17 protein-coding genes are annotated in these 21,752 nt (G+C 53.9%); all 17 read left to right on the top strand.

Going from position 1 to position 21,752, the window contains the following annotated elements:
* Positions 1 to 7: 7 nt before the first annotated feature.
* The 17 genes from RB620_RS18345 (at position 8) to RB620_RS18425 (ending at position 21,750) form a co-directional block, all read left to right on the top strand.
* Complete coding sequence (locus tag RB620_RS18345) at positions 8 to 1,264, top strand: glycosyltransferase family 4 protein (RefSeq protein WP_308096736.1); 1,257 nt, start codon at positions 8 to 10, stop codon at positions 1,262 to 1,264.
* A 22-nt stretch (positions 1,265 to 1,286) separates the two neighbouring features.
* A complete protein-coding gene (locus RB620_RS18350; RefSeq protein WP_308096739.1) occupies positions 1,287 to 2,663 on the top strand; it encodes an O-antigen ligase family protein in 1,377 nt (458 codons plus the stop codon).
* A 156-nt stretch (positions 2,664 to 2,819) separates the two neighbouring features.
* Complete coding sequence (locus RB620_RS18355) at positions 2,820 to 4,067, top strand: glycosyltransferase family 4 protein (RefSeq protein WP_308096741.1); 1,248 nt, start codon at positions 2,820 to 2,822, stop codon at positions 4,065 to 4,067.
* 3 nt (positions 4,068 to 4,070) lie between these two features.
* On the top strand, positions 4,071 to 5,450 hold the full coding sequence (locus RB620_RS18360; RefSeq protein ID WP_308096743.1) for a lipopolysaccharide biosynthesis protein: 1,380 nt from the start codon (positions 4,071 to 4,073) through the stop codon (positions 5,448 to 5,450).
* Complete coding sequence (locus RB620_RS18365; protein ID WP_308096745.1) at positions 5,443 to 6,489, top strand: glycosyltransferase family 4 protein; 1,047 nt, start codon at positions 5,443 to 5,445, stop codon at positions 6,487 to 6,489. Before RB620_RS18360 ends, RB620_RS18365 begins: the two co-directional genes overlap by 8 nt.
* Positions 6,486 to 7,373 carry a glycosyltransferase gene (locus tag RB620_RS18370; RefSeq protein WP_308096747.1) on the top strand — a complete coding sequence of 296 codons (888 nt, stop codon included), beginning with the start codon at positions 6,486 to 6,488 and terminating at the stop codon, positions 7,371 to 7,373. The genes RB620_RS18365 and RB620_RS18370 overlap by 4 nt, the downstream gene beginning before the upstream one ends.
* Before the next feature lie 141 nt (positions 7,374 to 7,514).
* Positions 7,515 to 10,358: a chitobiase/beta-hexosaminidase C-terminal domain-containing protein gene (locus tag RB620_RS18375; protein ID WP_308096749.1), complete on the top strand. Its 2,844-nt coding sequence runs from the start codon at positions 7,515 to 7,517 to the stop codon at positions 10,356 to 10,358.
* A 21-nt stretch (positions 10,359 to 10,379) separates the two neighbouring features.
* The gene (locus RB620_RS18380; RefSeq protein WP_308096751.1) at positions 10,380 to 10,931 is read left to right on the top strand and encodes an acyltransferase; all 552 of its coding nucleotides are present in this window, start codon (positions 10,380 to 10,382) and stop codon (positions 10,929 to 10,931) included.
* A gap of 211 nt (positions 10,932 to 11,142) precedes the next feature.
* A complete protein-coding gene (locus tag RB620_RS18385; RefSeq protein WP_308096753.1) occupies positions 11,143 to 12,105 on the top strand; it encodes a polysaccharide pyruvyl transferase family protein in 963 nt (320 codons plus the stop codon).
* Between the two features lie 150 nt (positions 12,106 to 12,255).
* A complete protein-coding gene (locus tag RB620_RS18390; protein WP_308096755.1) occupies positions 12,256 to 13,626 on the top strand; it encodes a sugar phosphate nucleotidyltransferase in 1,371 nt (456 codons plus the stop codon).
* A 32-nt stretch (positions 13,627 to 13,658) separates the two neighbouring features.
* Positions 13,659 to 14,999, top strand: a complete 1,341-nt coding sequence (locus tag RB620_RS18395) for a UDP-glucose dehydrogenase family protein (protein ID WP_308096756.1) — start codon at positions 13,659 to 13,661, stop codon at positions 14,997 to 14,999.
* Between the two features lie 24 nt (positions 15,000 to 15,023).
* On the top strand, positions 15,024 to 16,190 hold the full coding sequence (locus RB620_RS18400; RefSeq protein ID WP_308096758.1) for a nucleotidyltransferase domain-containing protein: 1,167 nt from the start codon (positions 15,024 to 15,026) through the stop codon (positions 16,188 to 16,190).
* A gap of 179 nt (positions 16,191 to 16,369) precedes the next feature.
* A complete protein-coding gene (locus RB620_RS18405; RefSeq protein WP_308096759.1) occupies positions 16,370 to 17,206 on the top strand; it encodes an ATP-binding cassette domain-containing protein in 837 nt (278 codons plus the stop codon).
* Positions 17,203 to 17,496 carry a lasso peptide biosynthesis PqqD family chaperone gene (locus RB620_RS18410; protein WP_308096761.1) on the top strand — a complete coding sequence of 98 codons (294 nt, stop codon included), beginning with the start codon at positions 17,203 to 17,205 and terminating at the stop codon, positions 17,494 to 17,496. The genes RB620_RS18405 and RB620_RS18410 overlap by 4 nt, the downstream gene beginning before the upstream one ends.
* A complete protein-coding gene (locus tag RB620_RS18415) occupies positions 17,496 to 17,987 on the top strand; it encodes a lasso peptide biosynthesis B2 protein (RefSeq protein ID WP_308096763.1) in 492 nt (163 codons plus the stop codon). The genes RB620_RS18410 and RB620_RS18415 overlap by 1 nt, the downstream gene beginning before the upstream one ends.
* 21 nt (positions 17,988 to 18,008) lie before the next feature.
* The gene (locus RB620_RS18420) at positions 18,009 to 19,814 is read left to right on the top strand and encodes an ABC transporter ATP-binding protein (RefSeq protein WP_308096764.1); all 1,806 of its coding nucleotides are present in this window, start codon (positions 18,009 to 18,011) and stop codon (positions 19,812 to 19,814) included.
* A gap of 13 nt (positions 19,815 to 19,827) precedes the next feature.
* Positions 19,828 to 21,750, top strand: a complete 1,923-nt coding sequence (locus RB620_RS18425; RefSeq protein WP_308096766.1) for an asparagine synthase-related protein — start codon at positions 19,828 to 19,830, stop codon at positions 21,748 to 21,750.
* The last annotated feature ends 2 nt before the right edge of the window (positions 21,751 to 21,752 follow it).

The raw sequence follows: 21,752 nt of genomic DNA on the forward strand, positions 1-21,752 counted from the left end.
AAAACGGATGAAAAAGATCATGTTTATTACGAATAGGCTGCCGTTTCCAAATACGGACGGCAGGAAAAATCTGCTTCAGCAATACATTCAGCAAATCAAAGACATTTATCCCGAATGCCGGATCGTGAACTTGTCCTTCGTAGACGACAAGAAGTACTTGAAGGACCGGCCGGATACGATTGCCCGGCTCGAATGTCTGGAGCTGCCGGGCATGGCCGAAAAGCTGTTCAATGCTCTGGTCTATTCCGTGCTCCTGCGGAAATGGCCGCTTCAAGTGTCGGTCTACTACTCCCGGAGAACGCATCGGCGAATCAAACGGTTGATCGAGGAAGAGCAGCCGGATTTCATCCTCTACGATATGGTGCGCGTCGCGGAGTACGTTGCGGACGGTAACGGGCAGCGCGTGCTCAGCTACGATGATCTGCTGTCCTTGCGCTATGAACGCCAGCTTCAATGGTTCCAGTACATTCCGTCGGTATTCGGCGGTTTTTCGGACAAGCTCCCGTCCGGACTCAAGCGGTTTGCCGATGTGAAGTTCATTCAGAAATGGCTCGTCTCGTTCGAGAGCAAGCTGTTGCACAAGTACGAAAAGCATGTTGCCCGCCATTTCCAACATCTGATCTTCACTTCGCCCAAAGAAGCGGAAACATTCCGGCAAGTCGTCAGTCACCGCTCTTGTCTCGGCATCCCGATGCGATTCGATCCGGATGGGCAATCGGCGGGGATTCCCCGCCCGTACGATCGGAACAAGCTCGTCTTTGTCGGGAAGATGGACATTCCCCACAATAGCTCCGCTTGCGTTTTTTTCTGCGAGAAGATATGGCCTAGCATCAAGCGGAAGGCGCCTGACGCAACGTTCTATATCATCGGCAAAAGCCCGACCGCGGAAGTGCTAAGGCTGCAGCAGACCTGTCCCGGAGTTATCGTAACCGGAGAAGTGGACAACGTGAAGCAGGTCGTGAGCGATGCCGCCTTAATGATCGCTCCGCTTCTGTTCGGTACGGGAATTAAAACGAAAATCGTCGAGGCGATGTCTTGGGGCGTTCCGGTCGTCACGAATCCGATCGGCGGCGAAGGCATCAACGCCATCAATCGCGAGGATCTGTTCGTCTCCGAAACGGATGAGGAAATGGTGCAGAACGTGCTCCTGTTACTGAACAACGAAGAGATTAACGAAAAAGTTTCGCGCAATTCGATCCGTTACGTGACCCGTCATTTCAGCAGCTCCGTCACCCGCAAAAATTTGGAGCTGATTTTATCGTAGGGCAATTGCGCCAAAGCAGGTGTTGGTTATCATCCGGAATCTTGTAATCGCGCTATTCCTATTATCCTTGATGCTCTTAACGTACGACAGCTTGCCTTATATCCCTTTCTCGGTCTACCGGCCGGTCTCGATGTTTCCGATGTTCCTTGCTTCCGTCTTGCTCCTGCTGACCGACTTCAGGTTCAAGAAGGGGGATGTCTTTCTTCTTCTCTTCATGATGTACAGCATCGGGCATTCCTTGATCGCGGCTATGTCGAACGGCGATATCGGCAGCAGCGCGTCGCATATTGTTACGCTGCTGTTCGGCCTGTCGATGTACCGGGTAACGGTATATGTCTCCGAACAAGCGAAGAAAGATCCGGAAATTTTGAAGGGCATCGCCAAAAGCATCGCGATCGCGTTTATTCCACCGCTCGCGGCCGGTTTCCTGCAGCTCGTCGATTCGTTCTTCGTCCGCAACGGATTTTCCGGCGCCTTCACGGGACTATTCGCGGAGAAGGTGTATCTCCGAAGAATTCAGATGCTGTCGGGCGAGCCTTCATGGGCGGCGATCCATATGCTGAGCGGCGGGCTGATCATGTTTTTCCTGTACAAACGGGGCTTCCGCAAGCAGCTGCTCCTGTTCGTCGCCACGATATTGCTTATGGTGGCGTCGTTCTCGGCCTACGCCTATACGGTGCTGCTGACCGCGCTGCTCATTTACGTGCTGGTAACGAACAAGAACAGGGGCAAGATGCTGGCCGTTCTGACGGTCTGCGCCTTGGTCGTCGTCGTGGGCGTGCCTTATCTGATCGAGACGTTCAAGATAAGCGGCTACTTTACGGAGCGGTTTCAGTTCGATTTCAAACAATTGATGAATAGCGACAATTCTTTTTTTATTCGGCTGGTGTTTCCGGCCATCGGTTTCCTGGAATTTGCCAGACATCCGATTTTCGGAGTAGGCGGCGGTTTTTATTATACGGAATTTGCCTCCCTTCTACAGCAGCATTTCAGCAGCGGATTGAAGTTCACCGAAGTTTACGATCTTGTGTTTAATAAGCCCGATGCAGCCACGTCGAGAAATCTGGTGTCGAAGGTGTTCGCCGAGGAAGGCCTTATCGGGGTTATCCTTTTTGGAGGGTTTCTAGTTTCGATCTTTCGTAGCTGCGGGGCAAATCCGTATTCGAAATTCGCTTTTGCGTTATGCATCGCGCTTGTCATGAATTTTGATTCTTATGCTTTTCTGGATTTCTGGTTGTTGTTCGGGTTCATCCGCGGTGGTGGGTTCGAAACGGAAGCCTTGCGTACCGGCCTTCCCGTACGCGCTCCCGTTCGGGCAAGAGGCCTGATGCCGCCCGTCAGACCTATTTATAGTGCGAGTTCAAAAAGCTCAGTTTTCAGCACCGAGAAGATTGAATGAAGCTAGGAACTGAGGAGCGGAGCGTAGCAGCGCTACGTGAGCACCGGAAGTTCCGGCTGAATTCAATATTCGACGTCGAGTAGGCTTCCCGAATATGCTTCGTGATCAAAAGTGGGCTTTTTGAACAACCTCTTATAGCGAATGGAGACGAAAGGCATGAAGATCGTAATCGTAAACAGCTTGTATACGCCGTATATTATCGGCGGCGCGGAAATATCGACGCAAATTTTGGCCGAGACGCTTGAACCGGCGGCCGACGTGCACGTGATCACGACAGGCGGGCAGAAGAGGAGCGCCGGCATCTTGTCGGAACGGATTAACGGGGTTATGGTTCACCGCCTCCCCTACAACAATTTGTATTGGATTGGCGACGGGGAAGGCCGAGGCACGCTGCATAAGACGGCCCGCAGGCTTGTCGATATGTATAATCCGATGCAAATCGGGACCGTATCGAGCCTGCTCACGCAAATACGGCCGGATCTCGTCCATACGCAAAATTTGTCCGGGTTCGGAGCAGGGATCTGGTCGGCTTTCCACCAAGCGGGCGTGCCGATCGTGCATACGCTGCGGGATTATTCGCTCATCTCGCCCGTTAGCTCGCCTATCGCGAGTCCGCTATTGGCACGGTTATACAAGCTGCCTTCCCTTGCGTTCAGCAAGCGGGTAACCGCGGTGGTCGGCATATCCTCGCATATTTTAAACCGGCACACGGAATCGGGCTTGTTCCCGAATGCGGAGCACCTTGTCATTCCGAACGCGGTGGAGGGCGACATTGGCGCTGGCGAGAAGAAGGAATTCGCGCGCAAGCCGCTGCGCGTCGGTTATTTCGGCAGAATCGAGCAGGAGAAAGGCGTCCGCGAAATCGTCGATGCCGTCCTCTCGCTGCCGCAAGGGAGGGTGGAGCGGCTCTATGTATGCGGCGAAGGCAAGCTGAAGGAAGAACTGACGGCTGCGTGCGGCGATGACGAACGCATCGTGTTCACCGGCAAAGTGAAGCCGGCCGAGGCGCGGGAGCTCATGGCCAAGGTGGACGTAACCGTCGTTCCCTCGATTTGGGAAGAGCCGTTCGGTCGGGTCATTATCGAATCCTATCAAGTCGGGACGCCCGTATACGCCTCGGCTGTAGGCGGAATCCCCGACGTCGTCATGAACCGCGGATTTCTGTTCGCGCCGGGCAGTACGGGTGCGATCCGGGACAAGCTGATGGAATATTTCCACTACTCGGCCGAGGAGAAAGAAACGATTCAAAAGGAGTGCCTGGAGCACAGCCGCAAATTCACCAAGCAATCGCTGCTAGAACAGCATACGGAATTGTATAAGTCGGTCATGCTTCAACAATCCGGCATTGCACAATCGGAGAATGTGTTTTCCGGGAAAAAAATGAAGGCCGGCGCGGGAAGGTAGTCTATGGCACAGGCACAGTTGGCAATCCGAAAACTGTTTAACGGGAACGGCCTCGTTCAGACGATCATGCGAACGAGCGCGATCAATGTCTTGGTGATGGTCATTACGACGATCACCTCCATCGTTACGGCGAGAATGTTCGGCGTCGAGGGCAAAGGGGAGTTTTCGGCGATTCTGTTCTGGCCGACCTTCCTGGTCGGAATCGTCGGCTTCGGACTTCCCACTTCCCTCATCTACAACATGAAGCGGCATGCCGGCAAAGGAGCGGAATACATCAGGGCGGGGTTTCTGTTCCAGCTCGCGGTGAGCATCGTTGTCGGCGTCGTTTCATGGATCTGTCTCCCGGTATGGCTGGGCAACTATTCCGCGGAGGTCGTTCAGACCGCGAAGTGGTACACCGTGCTGACGCTGCCGCTGCTGCTTGCGGTCAATCTGATCGCGGCGCTGGCACAAAGCTCGGATAACTTCCGAACGTACAACGGCGTAAGGCTGTTCGTCCCGCTCTTTAATTTGGCGGGGATCTTCGCGCTCTTCTCGATCGGGGTGCTGAGCATTCACGCCGCCTCGTTCGTCTACCTGATCACGACGCTGCTCGTCGTGATTTGGTCCTTGTACCAGCTCAGGGGCGAGCTCAGAATCGATTGGCTCAGGCGCATGGTCGACAAGGCGGCGGCCGGTTCGCTGTTCGGTTACGGCAGCCGGGTGTTCGGCGTCGAGCTGCTCGGAACGTTGTATTCGCAGTTTGACAAAATCATTATCTTATCGCTGCTCACGCCGCGTGATTTCGGTCTGTACAGCGTCGTTTACGCGCTGTCCCGCGTGTTCAACACGGTTCAGATGGCAATCTCGAACGTCATCTTTCCGAAATTGACGGGGATGGACAAGGACAAAGTCATTTCGACGGTCGGCCGGGCTTTCCGGCTGTCGCTTATTCTAATGACGATTGTGGTCGTGCCGAGCATGATCATCGGCAGGTTTCTGATGGGCCTTTTGTTCGGCAATGAATTCCTAGAGGCCAGCACCGCTTTTTATCTGCTTTCGATCGAATGCATACTCGGCGGCGGCTCATGGATTCTGGCCGCTTCGTTCAACGCGCTGGGTCGTCCCGGCCTCGTGCTGATCCGGCAAATCATCGCGCTTGCAATTACGATCGGACTATTCTTCCTGTTCACGCCCTTATACGGCCTGAACGGAATCGCCTTGTCGTTGGTCGTCGGCGCGCTGGCGAGGATGATCATTACGATAGCCGCGATGAGGGTCGCATTCAAGGTGCGGTTTGCCGGTATGTTGTTCGACAAGGACGATTTCCGCTTCCTGATTGGCCGTTTGAGAGAGAAAAAATTCATGAAAAGAGTTGGAAGAGCAGGTGGAACGGATGAGTAACCCTACGGTCTACATGTGGCCGAAAGCAAGCCCGCATAACAAATACTCCGAGCTGCTGACGAAGTCCATCGAAGACAATGGTCTGCAGGTGGAGCATTACGACAAGAAGAACATCCTTAAGCCCGTCAAGGGAGATATCGTCCATATGCATTGGCCCAGCTACTCGTATCAGGCGTCCAATTTTCCGTTAACGCTGGTAAAGTCGCTGTTATTTGCCGGACTTCTTCTGTTCTTGAAGGCGCGGGGCGTGCGGCTGTTTTGGACCGTTCACAACGTCTGGCCGCATTCGACGGGCAAGAGCAAATGGGATTACAGCATGCGAAGATTTATATTATCCGTCTGCAACAGGGGCTTTGTCATGAGCGAATCGGTCAAGCATGAAGTGATCGAGACGTTCGGGGTAAGCGCCGATAAGCTGATCGTCACGCCGCACGGCCATTACGTGGATGCCTATGTCGGCATGGGGACCGATATCCGCAAGCGGTTCGGCATCCCGTCGGAGCAGTTCCTGTTCCTGTTCGTCGGCCGGATCAATCCGTACAAAGGCATCGAGAAGCTGGTCGAAGCTTTTCTGTCGCCGGGGCTGGAGTCGGCCGGCCTGTTGATAGCGGGCAAAGTAGATGCCGGTTACAGCCTGGATTACATTGATCCGATCAATGATGGCCGAATCAAGGTTTATCCGCATTTCGTGGACGATCGCGAGCTGGTCGACTTCTTGAAGGCCGGCGATGTCATGGTGCTGCCCTATAACCAGATTACGACTTCAGGAAGCGCGATTCTCGCGCTCTCCCATTATAAGCCGGTCGTTGCGCCTAGGCTCGGTTCGCTTAGCGAATACGTTGCCGAGGGATGCGGAATCTTGTACGATCCCGCCGACCCGGACGGATTGCGCAAAGCGCTGGCGATGTCGGTCGATATGAATATGAGCGAGGCCGAGAGGCATATTTCGAAGAAGCTGGCGGAGCTGGACTGGCAAGGGATCGCCGGAAAAATGATCAAGGTCTACACCGGAACAAAACGGTACGAGGTGAACGCATGAAAGCGACGATAGCGATTTGCACGCATAACAGGGCTGAAGATGTAAGGGAAGCGCTGTTCAGTCTTCTGCAGCAAAGCTTTACGGGTGCTTACGAGGTCATCGTGGTCGACAACCGGTCCACCGACAACACCAGGCAGGTCGTTCAAGAAGTGGGTCGGATGACAAGCATTCCGATCATCTATGTTTACGAGGAACGGCTGGGCCTCTCCGTTGCCCGCAATCGCGCGATTCGCGAAGCGAAGGGCGACTACATCCTGTTCCTGGACGACGATGCCGCTGCCTCCAAGAACTGGATTGAAGGCATTGTGTCCGTATTCGAGTCCGATCCCCGGATCGGCTGCGTCGGAGGCAAGATCGATCCGGCATGGGAAGGGGCGGAGCCGGCCTGGCTTCTGCCGGAGAACCGCACGCTCTATACGATATTGGACTACTCGCAGGAAATCGTGGAAATGAAAAAGCCGGCCATCCCGTTCGGAGCCAATGTCGCTTTCCGCAAATCCGTGTTCGATACGCTGAGGCCGTTCCGCGAGGATTTGGGAAGAGTGGGAAGCAACCTGCTCTCGAGCGAGGAAGCCGAGCTCATAGACCGTATCCGCAGCCGCTATACCGTCTATTACACCCCTTATGCTTGGGTTCGTCACAAAATACCGCACAGCAGAGTCAGCCGCAAATGGCTGCTGCGCCGGATCTATTGGCAGGGCGTGAGCAGCGCGGTGAGCTCGGAGCGGAAAACGGGCATTTTCGTTAAATCCGTACTGAAGGTTCCGGTTTTTCTGGTGCTCACGGTCGTCTTCTTCTTCGATAAGCATCGGATTTTTCGCAATATTAGCAAAATTATTTACAATAACGGCTTAATCAGCGGCGTTCTGCGAACGTATCACTAGACAAAACGAGAGGGGAGCAAAGTGGTGGAGTGGGTAGCAAACATAAAGAGAAACCATCGTGCTATTTTTTATTTGATCTCATTCTTATGTTTACTTATAACCCTGATCCCGATAAGCGGTCATGCGGACGGCGCTATTGCCGTGGAATTAGTCGTTGACGATCTTGCGGATTGGAGTCATGTCTACAAGCGATCGGAGACGCTTTCCCTGCAAGCGTATGAAGGTGCCGACGATCCCACCCGGGTAACCCGAAGCTTTGCGCCCAAGGAATACATGACTTACCGGACAGACGGCCCGCTAAGAAATTTTTCTTTATACGCCTACTATCGATCGGGCAACGGGCCGTACGATCAGCCTAATTTTTATGTTTCCGCCGACGGCAGCCAATACGAGAAAGTAACGCCCCGCAGCTTCAACGATGCAGATAACGTCAATTTTGTCGTATATGAGCTGACTGGTTTTCGCTCGGACGCACGATATTTGAAAATCGAATTCACCGGCAGCGATATCGCGAATTCGCCCGTCCTCGGAAAAGCGGTACTGAACGGTCCGTTAGGCGTAACCGCCAACCTGCCTTCGGGGTCCGTCCCTTACGGCAGCATGATTATGCTACAGAGGGCATCGGAGGGCGACAGTGTCTATTACACGACGGACGGCAGCGATCCGAGAACGTCCCTTACGCGCAAGCTGTATTCCTCGCCGATCATGGTGCTGAACGAACTATCGCTAAGGACGACCGCCGTCAGCCATTCGGCTGCGGGCGGTTCGGCGGCAAGCCGGGTTTCCGCTTACCGTTACGTTCCCGAAGGCTCGCTGGATATGACGGTCGGCCTGTACGATCCGCTCGACGATTTCAAGCGGCTTGCCAGCCGCTCGAGCGTTTACATTGCACGAGAATCGTCTTACTACTTCGGCAACGATTCGAGCCGGATGGTACGAACGACCGTGAAGCCGGGACACATCGTCTATCATACGAATTACGATATAACGTCCTTTATGGTGAACAGTTACTTTTTCGCAGGAAAAGCGATCGAGAAGCATCGGATCTATGTATCGGATAACGGCAGGGATTATACGGAGCTGACCGCCGACGCTTACGCGGTAGGACATCCCGTATCCAATTGGCAGAAATACGCGTACGAAGCGACGTCGCTGCCGGCGGGCACGAGGTATTTGAAGATCGAGCTGCGCGGACAGGCTGCGTGGTCGCCTCAGGTTTCGGATGTCATCCTCAATCGGAACACCGCTTCCGTGAAGGTGCAGCCGATCAGAAGCGGCGATTCGCTGCAAGCGGTGCTGGCCACGGCTTCGAGCGGTGCCCAAATTTATTACCGGTTGAACAAAGGTTCCGCCTTCCGGCGTTATACCAAGCCGCTTCAGCTCGCCGGCTATAACTTGCTGGAAGCCTATGCGGTCAAGGAAGGCCTCGAGCCAAGTCCGATCCGTAAATATACGCTCAACGCGAGCGATCAAATCCAGGTGGACCGGTTCGGTCAGATTGAGTCCGCCGACTTTCCCGAGAAGGTCGTAAGCGAACAGCAGCTGAAGGCGGACGCCGATACGGACGCCGCTTATTACGACGGGTTGACGCCGCCTTCGAACCGGGATGCGTACGGCGGCCTGGCCGGCAGCGCGACGAAATACGGCTTGCAGAAAAAGGGCTTCTTCGCCATTCAGAAGATGGGAAGCCGCAAGGCGATGACGACGCCGGACGGCAATCTGTTCTTCAGCTTGGGCGTAAACGGGCTGACGGCGAACGAAACTTATACGATGGTCAAGGGGCGGGAGGAGCTGTTCGAATCGATACCGTCCATTCTTGAGGATTATAAAACGGCTTATAACGGAGACGCTAACTTTTCGTTCTACTTGGCCAACAAGTTTATCAAATCAGGCACGGTCCCAACCGAGCACGCAATCTATTCGGAAGCGGCCGGGCGCATTAAGAAATGGGGATTTAACAGCGCGGGAGGCTTCTCGCCGGACAAATACGGCGCGGAGAACAAGCTGCCTTACGTGCGGATGCTGCCGTTATCCAGCATGAGCTGGGCGAAGATAGACGGGCTTTCGCTGTTCGACATTTTCGCCCCCGACGCGGCAGCCAAGCTCGATAAGTCGTTTGCTGGGTTCGTCGCGCCGTATAAGGACGATCCGATGCTGATCGGGTATTTCATCGACAATGAGTATGAATACCAAAAGTTTTATTCCCACGTGCCGAAGCTGAAGGCAAGCAAAGCGGCGATCAAGGGACGCTTGGTCAAGCGGCTGAAGGACAAGTATCAGGACTTGGACAAATTCAACAGCGAGTGGCAGACAAGCTTTGAATCCTTCGAAGAGTTGAATGAAGCGGAGCTGCAGCTCAAGACGTCGGCGGCGTGGCGCGATATGGACGCCTTCTTCAGATACTACCTGGAGACGTTCTACGGGACGGTCTCGCGGCTCTACCGAAAATACGACCCAAATCATCTTCTTCTCGGAGACCGCTGGCTGACGACGCCGTTCCATAACGAGAAGTTCCGGAGCGTCATGGCGGAGATCGAAGGGAAGTACGTCGATGTCATCAGCATCAACGACTACAGCTATAACATGGAAGCCGGCCTTCTGGAAGACGTATACGCGAAATCAGGCGGCAAGCCGATTCTGATCAGCGAATTCGGTTTCGGCACGACGGAGCAAGGCCTCGATCCGCTCCTTCCGAATTCGGCCGTCAATCAGTCCCAAAGGGGAACGCGTTACAGAAATTACGTAGAAGCCGCCGCGAGCTCGGACTACATTGTGGGCGCTCACGTGTTCAATTACTTGGATCAGGCTGCTCTCGGCAGATACTGGGAAGGCGCATGGGGCGAACGCTATAACTCGGGGCTTGTCAATGTCGCCGACCGGCCGTATAAGGAATATTTGGACGGCGTCATGGCAACCAACTACGACATTTACAAGGTCATGCTAGGGGAGAAACCCCACTATTATTACGATCTGAGCAATAAATGATTGGCGAGGTGAAAGGTTGTCGTGGATACAAGGAAGAGAAGCCTTAAGGAATATGTCAGATTCGGATACCGTATTCTGCTCGGCTTGTTTTTCAGGACGAGGCTGGATCAAGGAGGCAGCCTGCTCCGGGTCTGCGGGAGAGTCGACGTATCCAAAGCCAAAAACGCCAAATTGATTGTCGGAAGAAACGTCATCCTGCATAAAGATATCGGTCTGTATCTGGAATCGGGAAAGGCGAGGATCGAGATCGGCGATCATACGTTCATTAACCGAAGATCGGAAATCAGGTGCAAGGAGCAAGTGAAGATCGGCAATCATTGCGCGATTTCCTGGGACGTATCGATCATCGACACCGATTACCACCAGCTTATCGGCACCGAATCCACGAAGCCGGTCTTCATCGGAAACAAGGTTTGGATCGGCTGCAAATCGACGATTTTGAAGGGCATTACGATCGGCGACGGCGCCGTCGTAGCGGCGGGCTCGGTCGTCACGAAGGATGTGGCGCCCTATACGCTCGTGGCGGGGGTGCCGGCCAAGGAGATCAAACGGAACGTCGAGTGGACCCTTTAGAGAGGTAGTTCAAAAAGCCCGCTTTTGATCACGAAGTATGCCATGAAGCATAGTCGACATCGAATATTGAATTCAGGCGAAACTTCCGGTGCTCACGTAGCTTCCACTACGCTCCGCTCCTCAGTTTCTACCTTCATCCAATCTTCTCGGTGCTGAAAACCGGGCTTTTTGAACACGCATTAAATTAATACAAAGGAGAGAGTGAGTGATCATGCAGAGTACCGCGAGTCTTCACCAGATGGACGTGCTGAAAAATAAGCTTCGCCAAATTACGGACGTCATTCCGCCGGGCTCCAACATTTTCTATATCGATATTCCCGTTCACAGCAACGGCGGCGACCTGCTCATCATGAAGGGCACGGAGGCGTTCTTCAGAGACTACAACATACGCGTCCATGCGCGCTACAGCGTGCTTGATTTTCCTGATTCGCTTCTCATCCCGAAGGATTTCATTATCGTGCTTCACGGGGGAGGGAATTTCGGCGATCTGTATCCCGCGCATCAGAAGCTGCGCGAGAAAATCATTGCAGGCTATCCGAACCATCGGATCGTGATGCTTCCGCAGACGATCTTTTATAAGCAAGAATCCGAATTCGACCGCACGGCGCAAATTTTCAACGGACACAAAGACGTTCATCTCTACGTCCGCGACACGTTGTCTTTGCAAGCCGCAACGGAGAAGTTTCATCGGTGCAACGTGTATTTATCGCCCGACATGGCTCATCAGTTATGGCCGATCCGGCATAAGGACAGCCCGGACAAGGACCTGCTCTGCTTCTTCCGCACGGATATCGAGAAGACGGCCGAGCAGGAGCAGCTCGAATCCGCGGGCCGCGGCGATTATTTGGACTGGGGCTCCCTGTACAACAGGATGGAGCAGAAATCGATTCATCTCATTGTCCGAATGATCAAGAAAGGCGCCGGTCCGCTGCCGATGCAGACGATTTGGGGCAAGTACACCGATTATTTGGTGGATAAAGCGGTCAAGCGGTTCAGCGGTTACCGGAACGTGCAGACGTCAAGGCTTCACGGCCATATTTTATCCTGCCTGATGGATAAGCCGAACACGCTGCTGGACAATTCTTACGGCAAGAACTCCAACTATTACCATACCTGGACAAGCGGCATCAGGTCTGCCCAATTGATTGTGAAGAACGAAGGCTATATAAGATGAACAAGAGATTTCCCCTGGGAGCGGAGCAAGAGAGATGAATCTGGAGAAGCGTCAGGAAATCCGTGAACAACAGCGATCGGAAGATCATCTCTCTTGCGCAGCGCCGCATGGTGCAATTCTTAAGTTCAACTCTATAGAGGAGGAGTAACCATGAAAATTGTTCTACTCTCGGGAGGCTCGGGCAAACGCCTATGGCCGCTGTCGAACGATTCCCGCTCCAAGCAGTTTTTGAAGGTGCTGAAAAATTCGGAAGGGAAGCTCGAGTCGATGGTGCAGCGGGTTTGGGGGCAAATCGAAAGCGCCGGGCTTCGCGAGCATGCTTACATCGCAACGAGCAAGCCGCAGGTCGAAATGATCTACAGCCAGCTGGGCAGCGAGATCGAAGTGATCGTCGAACCGGAAAGAAGGGATACGTATCCCGCGATTGCGCTGGCGGCCGCCTATTTGTATTCCGTAGAAGGCGTCAGCTTGAACGAGACGGTCGTCATTATGCCGGTCGACCCTTACGTCGAGGAATCGTTCTTCCGCAAGACCAAGGAACTGGACCGCGTCTTGAACGAGTCGGGCGCGGACTTGGCGCTAATGGGTGTAAAGCCGACTTATCCTTCGGAGAAATACGGGTATATCGTTCCGCAAAGCGGGACGCCGCATGACGCGCCATATATGAACGTACAAAGCTTCCGGGAGAAGCCCCGCGAAGAGGACGCGAAGGCGATGATCGAGCAGGCCGCCCTATGGAACTGCGGGGTGTTCGCGTTCAAGCTGGATTCCATCATCAATATTTTGCTGTCGCACGGGCATCCGATCCAATTCGACGAGATGGTGAAGCAGTACGACAAGCTTCCGAAGAACAGCTTCGACTACGAGATTGTCGAGAAAGCGAACAGGATCGTCGCGTTGCCTTACGAAGGGGATTGGAAGGATCTCGGGACGTGGAATACGCTGACGGAGGAAATAGCCAGCCCGCTGATCGGCAAAGGGATTATTTCGGACAACTCTTCCAATACGCATATTATAAACGAATTGGATATTCCGATTACGCTGCTTAATGTATCCAACGTCGTCGTCGCGGCGAGCCCGGACGGCATTCTCGTCTCGGACAAGGCGTCAAGCCCGATGATCAAGGAGGTCATGAAGCATTCGGATCAGCGTCCGATGTACGAGGAGCGGCGTTGGGGCCGTTACCGGGTGCTCGATTACTTGAAATATCCGGACGGGACGGAAGTGTTGACCAAGCGGCTCTGCGTCGGACCGGGCAATAATTTGAGCTACCAGTATCATCTGCTTCGGGACGAGGTATGGACGATCGTCTCCGGCAACGGGGAGATGGTGCTCAACGACAAGCGATTCCCGGTAAAGGCCGGAGACGTACTCACGATATCGAAACAGAGCAAGCACAGCCTGCGCGCGGAGACGGAAATGGACATTATCGAGGTGCAAACCGGGTCGGAGCTTATCGAAGAGGACATTGTCCGGCTAGCGTTCAATTGGGACGAAATTATGCAAATATGCGCGGTGTAGGCGGCGGGGTTTCAATAGAAGGAGTGATGAGAATGAACATTACGGTTATCGGCACCGGCTACGTCGGGCTCGTATCGGGTGTCTGCTATGCTGAGCTGGGGAATAAGGTCATCTGCGTCGACAAAGATTTTGGGAAGGTCGAAATGCTGCAGGCCGGCGAGATTCCGATCTATGAGCCGGGGCTCAAGGAATTGGCGGACAAGAACCGTTCCGTTGGAAAGCTCGCATTCACGACCGATCTGACCGAAGCGGTGCGGCAATCGGACATTATCATTCTGGCCGTCGGAACGCCGCCGATGCCAAGCGGCGAGGCGAATATGGCCTATATCAATCAAGCCGCCCTTGATATCGCCGAAGCGATGAACGGCTACAAAATCATTGCCATCAAAAGCACCGTGCCAGTCGGCACGAACGAGCGGATCCGGGAGCTGATCCGCGCCCGCACCTCCGAGCCGTTCGACAGCATCTCGCTGCCGGAATTTCTGCGTGAAGGCTCGGCCATCAAGGATACGATGAATCCGGATCGGATCGTCATCGGCGCCGATTCCGAAAGCGCGGCCGCCACGATGGTTCGGCTGCATCGGCCGCTGACGGAGCAAATCGTCGTGACGGATATCCGCAGCTCGGAAATGATCAAATACGCATCCAATGCTTTTCTCGCAACGAAAATATCGTTCATCAACGAGATTGCGAACATTTGCGAGAAGGTAGGAGCGGATGTGACGAAGGTTGCGGACGGGATGGGCTACGATAAGCGGATCGGACAGTCGTTCCTCAGAGCCGGGATCGGCTATGGCGGCTCCTGCTTTCCGAAGGATACGAGAGCCCTTATCCAAATCGCCGGCAACGTCGATTACGAGTTCAAGCTGCTCCGCTCGGTCGTGGAAGTGAACCAGGATCAGCGGTTTAACGTGATCCGCAAGCTGGAGACGATCTTTAACGGCCAGCTGAGAGGCAAGACGGTCGCGATATGGGGGCTGTCCTTCAAGCCGAATACCGATGACGTCCGCGATTCGCCTGCGCTAGAGATCATTCAATATTTGGTCGAGAACGGCGTCAAGGTAAAGGCTTACGATCCGATCGCGATGGATAACTTCAAGGCTTTATACGGCAAGGAAGGCGTCTCATGGTGCAGCCAGGCGCTCGATACGGCACAAGACGCGGACGCGCTTTGCCTGCTGACGGAATGGGATGTATTCGCGGAAGTCGATTTGAATCTGCTGCAATCCGTCATGAAGCAGGCCATTCTGATCGACGGACGTAACGTGTTCAAAGAGGAAGATTTGCTCGGGACCGCGTTCGTATATTATTCCGTCGGACGGCCGAGCCTGAATCAAGGCGTTAAGCAGCAAATTCCGGTCATGCAGTTGTAATTCTAACGATAGCGGGGTTCTTACATGATGAAAGCAGGGAAAATTGATTTAAGCGATATTTCGAATGAATTATCCTTTCTGTTATTCATTCTGCGCGAGGATTGGGAATGGGATGAGCATCGAATGCGAGAATACGCTTCAAAGACGAAGTGGGATTCCTTCCTACAATTCACTTTGCATCATCGCGTCTATCCTATCGTTTACTTGAAGCTAAGCCAAATCCGTTCATCTTGTATTCCCGCCGATGTTATGGAGACGCTCCGCTACCATTACAACGCCAATATTTTGAAGATGATGCAGCTTACGAGAGAGATGAATACGATTTGCGGCAAATTAGAAAGCAGCGGCATACGTAGCCTGATATTGAAAGGCCCTGTACTGGCCGTTCAGCTTTACGGCGATATGGCGCATCGGACTTCCAAAGATTTGGATATTCTGCTCGATATCGAAGATGTGGAAAGCGCGGAGGAAGTGATGGCGCAGCTCGGATACGAAGCGGAGGAAAAGCCTACAGCCAAATCCAATTGGAAGACGAAGACGCATCATCTTTCGTTCAGGCACAAAGAGCATGCCGTACAAGTCGAAGTCCACTGGCGGTTAAATCCTTATTCCAGCGGCACGCATTCGTTCCATCAGCTGTGGGAACGCAAAAATACTGTTGAAGTCATGAATTTATCCTTTTATTGCTTAGGGAATGAAGACCTGCTCTACTATTTGGCCGATCACGGCGCCAGGCATGCCTGGTTTCGATTGCGCTGGCTAGTGGATATCGATCGGTTAATCCCTCAATTGAACAGTGACGAAATGCTTGTTTACTTTAGAGAGCACGGCGGACAATCGTTGGCCGGACAGGCTTTCCTGCTCTCCGAGCAGCTGTTTGATTCGAAGATTCCTTCTTCCATGGGTCAGCTGACGAATAATAAGAAGACGATCAGGCTGGCGAGAACGTCTTTGTTTTTTATGAAAAGAATCGTTAAATTAAACCCGGTTCCGGAAAAAAGCGTCGTATGGCCGTATTTCCGGTACAGTCTATCGCTAATGACAGGCAGGCAGCGAGCGAGGTATCTATTGAATTACTTAGAGCCTAACGGGAAAGACATGTCGCAGCTGCCGCTGTACAAGCCGCTTCATTTTCTCTATTTCCCGCTCCGGCCGTTTCTATGGTTTTGGAGGCATATTATAAATAATTAAAATTTTATAAGGAAAATAGAGACATAAATTCAATGGACCGTTCGAATATTATAGATGAATTAGGAAAAGTAATGTTATCAGGTATGATAAATGAGGTGTTTGTGCTGAATGATTATCGATTATTTGGTTTGAACATTAGGAGTATAATGGTTATTCCTGAAGCATTTGAAATAAACGGAATGCAAAACGTTGATGTTGAAATCGAGTTGAATCCGCCGCAGGACAATATCCGGGATTCATTCGAGGCGTCCAACTTCCGCGTCGATAACGGCCGATTTCTGTTTCATGTACCCGAAACGGCCGTTTACAGCGTCGCGGACGGCACCCATATTGCGTTAACCCCGTATCCGGCAGCGGACGAGGCGAAGATTCGGCTGTTCTTGCTCGGAACTTGCATGGGGGTACTGCTCGTGCAGAGAGGAATATTGCCGCTGCACGGGAGCGCCGTCGTTATTGACGGGAAGGTTTACGCCATCGTAGGGGAATCGGGCGCGGGCAAATCGACTCTTGCCGCGGCGTTCGCTCGCGCGGGATATCCGTTAATGACGGATGACGTTATCGCGGTCGCCTTAACCGACGATGCGGCGCTCGTCCATTCGTCCTATCCGCAGCAGAAGCTGTGGGAGGAAAGCATCGAGCAGCTGGGCTTGCATGATCGCGACTATTCATCGATTTACCAAAGGGTTAACAAATACGCGGTGCCGATACGGTCCCGATTCTGCAGAGAGGCGCTCCCTCTCGCGGGGATCGTCGAGCTTGTCAAATCGGATGAACCGGAACCGTCAATACAAGCTTGCAATCGGCTGGAAGGGCTTCATGCGCTCTACGTGCATACGTACCGGAATTCCCTGCTCCATCTGATGAATAGGCAGCAATGGCAATTCCAGTCGATTGCCCGGCTCGCTTCCGAGCTTCCGGTATACCGGCTCCGCCGCCCGGCAGACGGATTCTCCGCCTTTGACCTGGTGGATCAAATCATTCGTTTGACCAATAAAAGGGAGGTTGTTAGTTCATGAGCGTCGATATGATTGCCTTAAGCGGGCTTGTCGTCCAGTCGGAAGGCTACCTCGTAAGCGAAATGAACGGCGAGAAGGTCATGCTGAGCATCGAGAACGGCAAGTATTACAACTTGGGCCAGATCGGGGGGCGGGTATGGGAGCTGATCGAGTCCCCGGCGTCCATTCAAGACGTGGTGGATCGATTAGTGACCGAGTACGTCATCGAACCCGAAGACTGCCAGCGGCAAGTTCGCCGATTCCTGCAGCAGCTGAAAGCCGAAGGACTCGTCCAAGTCGGTAAGGAATAATGAACTTCTTCAGAAGAGCGGCGAGAAAAGCAAAACGATTTGCGGCTTATCCCGCGGATTTGAAGCGGATGTACGCGGAGGCTTACTTATACCTGGCTTGGGCGAGGGTGCTTAAGCTGCTTCCGTTCGCCAAGGTGGCGCCGTCGCTTGGCACGCACAAGAGGGAGACCTCCTATGCGAGCACGACGGAGCAGGATCTGCTGCAGCGCAAGGTAGCCAAAGCTGTTCATGCGATGAGCCGCGTCACCTGGTGGGAAAGCCAGTGCATGGTCAAAGCCGTCGCGGCGATGAAGATGCTGCGGCGAAGAGGAATCGCGAGCACGCTCTATCTGGGCAGCGGCAGGGACGATGGCGGCAAGATGATCGCGCATGCCTGGCTGCGCAGCGGGTCGTATTATGTAACCGGCAATGAGAGGCTGGAGAGATTTGCCGTCGTTGCCGTGTTCGGGAATGAAATAGAAGCTGCGGCGTTGTCGCGAGTGGAGCGGTAACCCGCGCTAGGAGTATGCCATATGAGGGATTTACTCTATTTTTTACGAAAAATGCAACGGGACTCCGGATTCCGTCTGTACCTCAATATGTTCACGACATTCGTGATCAGCTGTCTGGACGGCATCGGCATTTATCTGATCGTCCCCATGCTCAGCATCATTGGCGTGTTTCAAATGAATCTGGATGACGTGCCGCTCGTTTCGACTTTGTTCGAACTCGTCGACTCCTGGTCGATCGAGCCCACCTTGCCGGTCGTGCTCGCGATATACGTATTGATCGTAGGGGGACAAGCCTTGCTGCAGCGGAGCCAGATGGTGCTGGGTTCCCGCATCCTGCAGTCCTACGTCCGTTCTCTTCGGTCGGAGACGTATCGGGGGCTGCTCCTGGCGAAATGGGAGTTCTTCCTCCGCAAGCGCAAGTCGGATTTCCATCATGTCATGGTGAACGAGCTCGGACGGGTCAGTTATGGCACTTCGCTCTTCCTGCAGATGGTCACGGGCATCATCTTTACGGTTATTCAAATCGGTCTGGCCTTCTGGCTGTCTCCGCTGCTAACGGCCGTCGTGCTTGCGAGCGGCGGCATGCTCGCCCTGTTCTCCCGCAGGTTCGTCAAGAAGGCGGGGCATATCGGGGATCAGACATCGGAGCTGTCGCAGAACTATTTTGCGGGAATCAACGATCATTTTGGCGGCATCAAGGATATCAAGAGCAACAGGCTGGAACGCTCGCATATCCAGTGGTTCAACGGCATGAGCAGGCAGCTGGAGAGCAACGTCGTCCAATTGGTGCGCGTCAATTCGCTGTCCCAGTTCATCTACCGGATCTCATCCATCACGCTTATTGCCGCGTTAGTCTATTTGGCTCTGGAAGTGTTCCGCACGCCGGCCGAACAGCTCATTCTGGTCGTGCTCATCTTCTCGCGGCTATGGCCGAGGTTTATCGGCATTCAGTCGAATTTCGAACAGCTCGCGACCAATCTGCCCGCCTTCAGAGCGATGCGCAAGCTGCATCAGGAGATTGAGCAGGAGAAGGAGCTCACGTTGTTGGAATCGCCGGACGGGGTACAGCCGTTTCGATTGCAGGACGGAATCGAATGCAGGCAAGTCCATTACCGGTACGAACCGAAAGAGCCGGCTTTCGCTTTGCGCGACATTAACGTCCGCATTCCCGTGAATCGCATGACGGCAATCGTCGGTTCGTCCGGCGCGGGGAAGAGCACGCTGGTCGATATGCTCATGGGGCTTATAGGGCCGGAGCGAGGACAAGTCCTGATCGACGGCGTTACGCTGCGGGAGGAGAAGCAGCTTCTCGCGCTGCGGGGCTCGATCGGCTACGTGGCGCAGGAACCCTTTCTCTTCCATGCGAGCATTCGGGATAACTTGAAGCTGGTAGACCCTGACGCCGAGGACGCCGAGCTGTGGAATGCGTTGGAATTTTCGGCATCCGACGAATTCGTGCGCATGCTGCCGCAAGGCTTGGATACGGTCATCGGCGATCGGGGCATTCGGTTGTCCGGGGGAGAGAGACAGCGGATCGTACTCGCAAGAGCGATATTGAAACGTCCGTCCATTCTTGTGCTGGACGAAGCGACCAGCGCGCTGGACAGCGAGAACGAGAGGCGAATTCAAGAAGCGCTTGAACGGCTTAAGGGCAGCATGACGATAATCGTCATTGCCCACCGCTTGTCGACCATCCGGAATGCGGATCAGGTCATTGTCATCGAGCAGGGCGAGGTTATTCAGCAAGGCGGCTACAAGCAGCTGTCTCAAGAAGCCAAAGGCAAGTTCAAGCAGCTGCTGAGCTATCAATCGGGCATGAACGGTTAAGGGGTGAGATTGCATGAGCGTTATTGCCGGAGTTATCCAATTCGATAGACCTCTGCAACCATCCGATGGTACTGCGGATTTCATGGAAGCCGTCCGGCGTTTTCCCGGAAATGCTTTCGAGACATGGGAAGAGAGTACGGCTCTATTCGGCTGCCAGTCGCAATGGATAACGCCGGAATCGGTTCATGAACGGCTTCCCTTCCGGCACGGGCAATCCGGGCTGGTCATTACCGCCGATGCGATCATTGACAATCGCGGGCAATTGTTCGAGCAGCTCGGGATCGGTTGCGACAGAAAAAACGGCCTAACGGACAGCGAACTCATTTTGCTCGCTTATCTCAAATGGGGTTCGGAGACGCCGAATTATTTGATAGGAGACTTCGCCTTCGCGATATGGGATGAGAGCAGAAGGCTGCTATTCGGCGCAAGAGATCAGCTGGGCAGCAGGACGCTGTATTATCATCGCGGTCGGAATCGGTTTTCGTTCTGCAGCGTCATCCATCCGCTGTTCTCCCTGGCAGGAATCGACAAGCGTTTAGGGGAGGAGCGATTTGCCGAATTTTTGGCGATACCGACGCTATTGGACGCCGTCGATGTTCACACGACTTACTTCGCGGATATTTATCAGCTGCCGCCGGCGCACTCGTTTACTTTGCAAGAGGGGAAGCTTACGGTTGCCAAGTACGGTTCCCTAATGCCGGAACGGAGGCTGATCTTGGGCTCCGATGACGAATATGTGGAAGCGTTCAAGGACATTTTCCAGCAATCGATCCGCGCCAGACTTCGCACCTTCAAGCAGGTGGGCGTCACGCTGAGCGGAGGACTCGACTCCGGATCGGTGTCGGCGTTCGCGGCGGGCATGCTCGCGGGAGAAGGCAAGAGCCTGCAGGCGTACAGCTATATTCCCGAGCGCGACTTCATCGATTGGACGCCAAGAAGCATGTTCGCGGACGAAAGTCCGTACATTCAGTCCGTCGTCGACCATGTCGGAAATATGAACGCCAATTATTTGGATTTTCCTGGGATAAGCCCTTTTACCGAGATCGACGAATGGATGGACGGCCTGGAAGCGCCTTATAAGAATTTCGAAAACGCGTTCTGGGTGAAAGGCATCCATGAAGAAGCGGCACGTCAAGGAATCGGCGTACTGCTCACGGGCGCCCGGGGAAATTACTCCATATCCTGGGGTTCCGCCGTCGGTTATTACAGTCTGCTGCTGAAGAGGCTCCAATGGCTTCAATTATACCGAGAAATTTCATTATACGGCAGACGGCTCGGTACCGGCCGGAAACGGATCGTCCGCGCCATCAGACAGCAGGTATTTCCGGAGAAAGACGCTCCGTTTCAGCCTGGCGTGCCTCCCATTATAGAGCCCGAATTCGCAAGAAGCTCCGGCGTATTCGAGAAGCTGTCGCCGTACGATGTCGGCTTGCGGGAGTCCACGTACCGGATGCTGACGGAACGCGAGGATTATTTCGGCAATCAAGCAGTGTTGAACATGCAGGGCACCATATCGGCGAAGTCGTCGTATCGCCTTGGCATATGGGAGCGGGATGCGACCAGCGATATCCGCCTGATCCAATTTTGCTTGTCGCTCCCCGTAGAGCAATATGTGAAAGACGGGTTCGGGCGCTCGCTTATCCGAAGAGCGACCGAACATCGTTTGCCGGACAAAGTGCGATTGAACCAACGTACGCGCGGCGTTCAAGGAATGGATTGGGTACACCGGACCATCCCCCGGTGGCGGTCCATCGAGGAAGAGCTTCGCGCGCTGTGCGGAGACGAGCGGGCTGCCCGCTACTTGAACGTCGTGCAGGTGAAGGAATCGCTGGGCCAGGTAGGTCCGGACCTCGGTCCGGAGCAGGCCGACGATCCCCACTTGAAGCTGCTTATGCGAAGCTTGATTGCCTATCGTTTTCTCAAACGATTGCAATAGAT

It is taken from the genome of Paenibacillus sp. LHD-117 (assembly GCF_030929555.1).
Classification (GTDB): Bacteria; Bacillota; Bacilli; order Paenibacillales; family Paenibacillaceae; genus Pristimantibacillus.

Bases quoted from the DNA above. Each gene is read 5' to 3' on its own strand.
- RB620_RS18345 (WP_308096736.1), top strand. From the start codon at position 8: ATGAAAAAGATCATGTTTATTACGAATAGGCTGCCGTTTCCAAATACG.
- RB620_RS18355 (WP_308096741.1), top strand. From the start codon at position 2,820: ATGAAGATCGTAATCGTAAACAGCTTGTATACGCCGTATATTATCGGC.
- RB620_RS18360 (WP_308096743.1), top strand. From the start codon at position 4,071: ATGGCACAGGCACAGTTGGCAATCCGAAAACTGTTTAACGGGAACGGC.
- RB620_RS18365 (WP_308096745.1), top strand. From the start codon at position 5,443: ATGAGTAACCCTACGGTCTACATGTGGCCGAAAGCAAGCCCGCATAAC.
- RB620_RS18370 (WP_308096747.1), top strand. From the start codon at position 6,486: ATGAAAGCGACGATAGCGATTTGCACGCATAACAGGGCTGAAGATGTA.
- RB620_RS18385 (WP_308096753.1), top strand. From the start codon at position 11,143: ATGCAGAGTACCGCGAGTCTTCACCAGATGGACGTGCTGAAAAATAAG.
- RB620_RS18390 (WP_308096755.1), top strand. From the start codon at position 12,256: ATGAAAATTGTTCTACTCTCGGGAGGCTCGGGCAAACGCCTATGGCCG.
- RB620_RS18395 (WP_308096756.1), top strand. From the start codon at position 13,659: ATGAACATTACGGTTATCGGCACCGGCTACGTCGGGCTCGTATCGGGT.
- RB620_RS18400 (WP_308096758.1), top strand. From the start codon at position 15,024: ATGATGAAAGCAGGGAAAATTGATTTAAGCGATATTTCGAATGAATTA.
- RB620_RS18405 (WP_308096759.1), top strand. From the start codon at position 16,370: ATGCAAAACGTTGATGTTGAAATCGAGTTGAATCCGCCGCAGGACAAT.
- RB620_RS18410 (WP_308096761.1), top strand. From the start codon at position 17,203: ATGAGCGTCGATATGATTGCCTTAAGCGGGCTTGTCGTCCAGTCGGAA.
- RB620_RS18415 (WP_308096763.1), top strand. From the start codon at position 17,496: ATGAACTTCTTCAGAAGAGCGGCGAGAAAAGCAAAACGATTTGCGGCT.
- RB620_RS18420 (WP_308096764.1), top strand. From the start codon at position 18,009: ATGAGGGATTTACTCTATTTTTTACGAAAAATGCAACGGGACTCCGGA.
- RB620_RS18425 (WP_308096766.1), top strand. From the start codon at position 19,828: ATGAGCGTTATTGCCGGAGTTATCCAATTCGATAGACCTCTGCAACCA.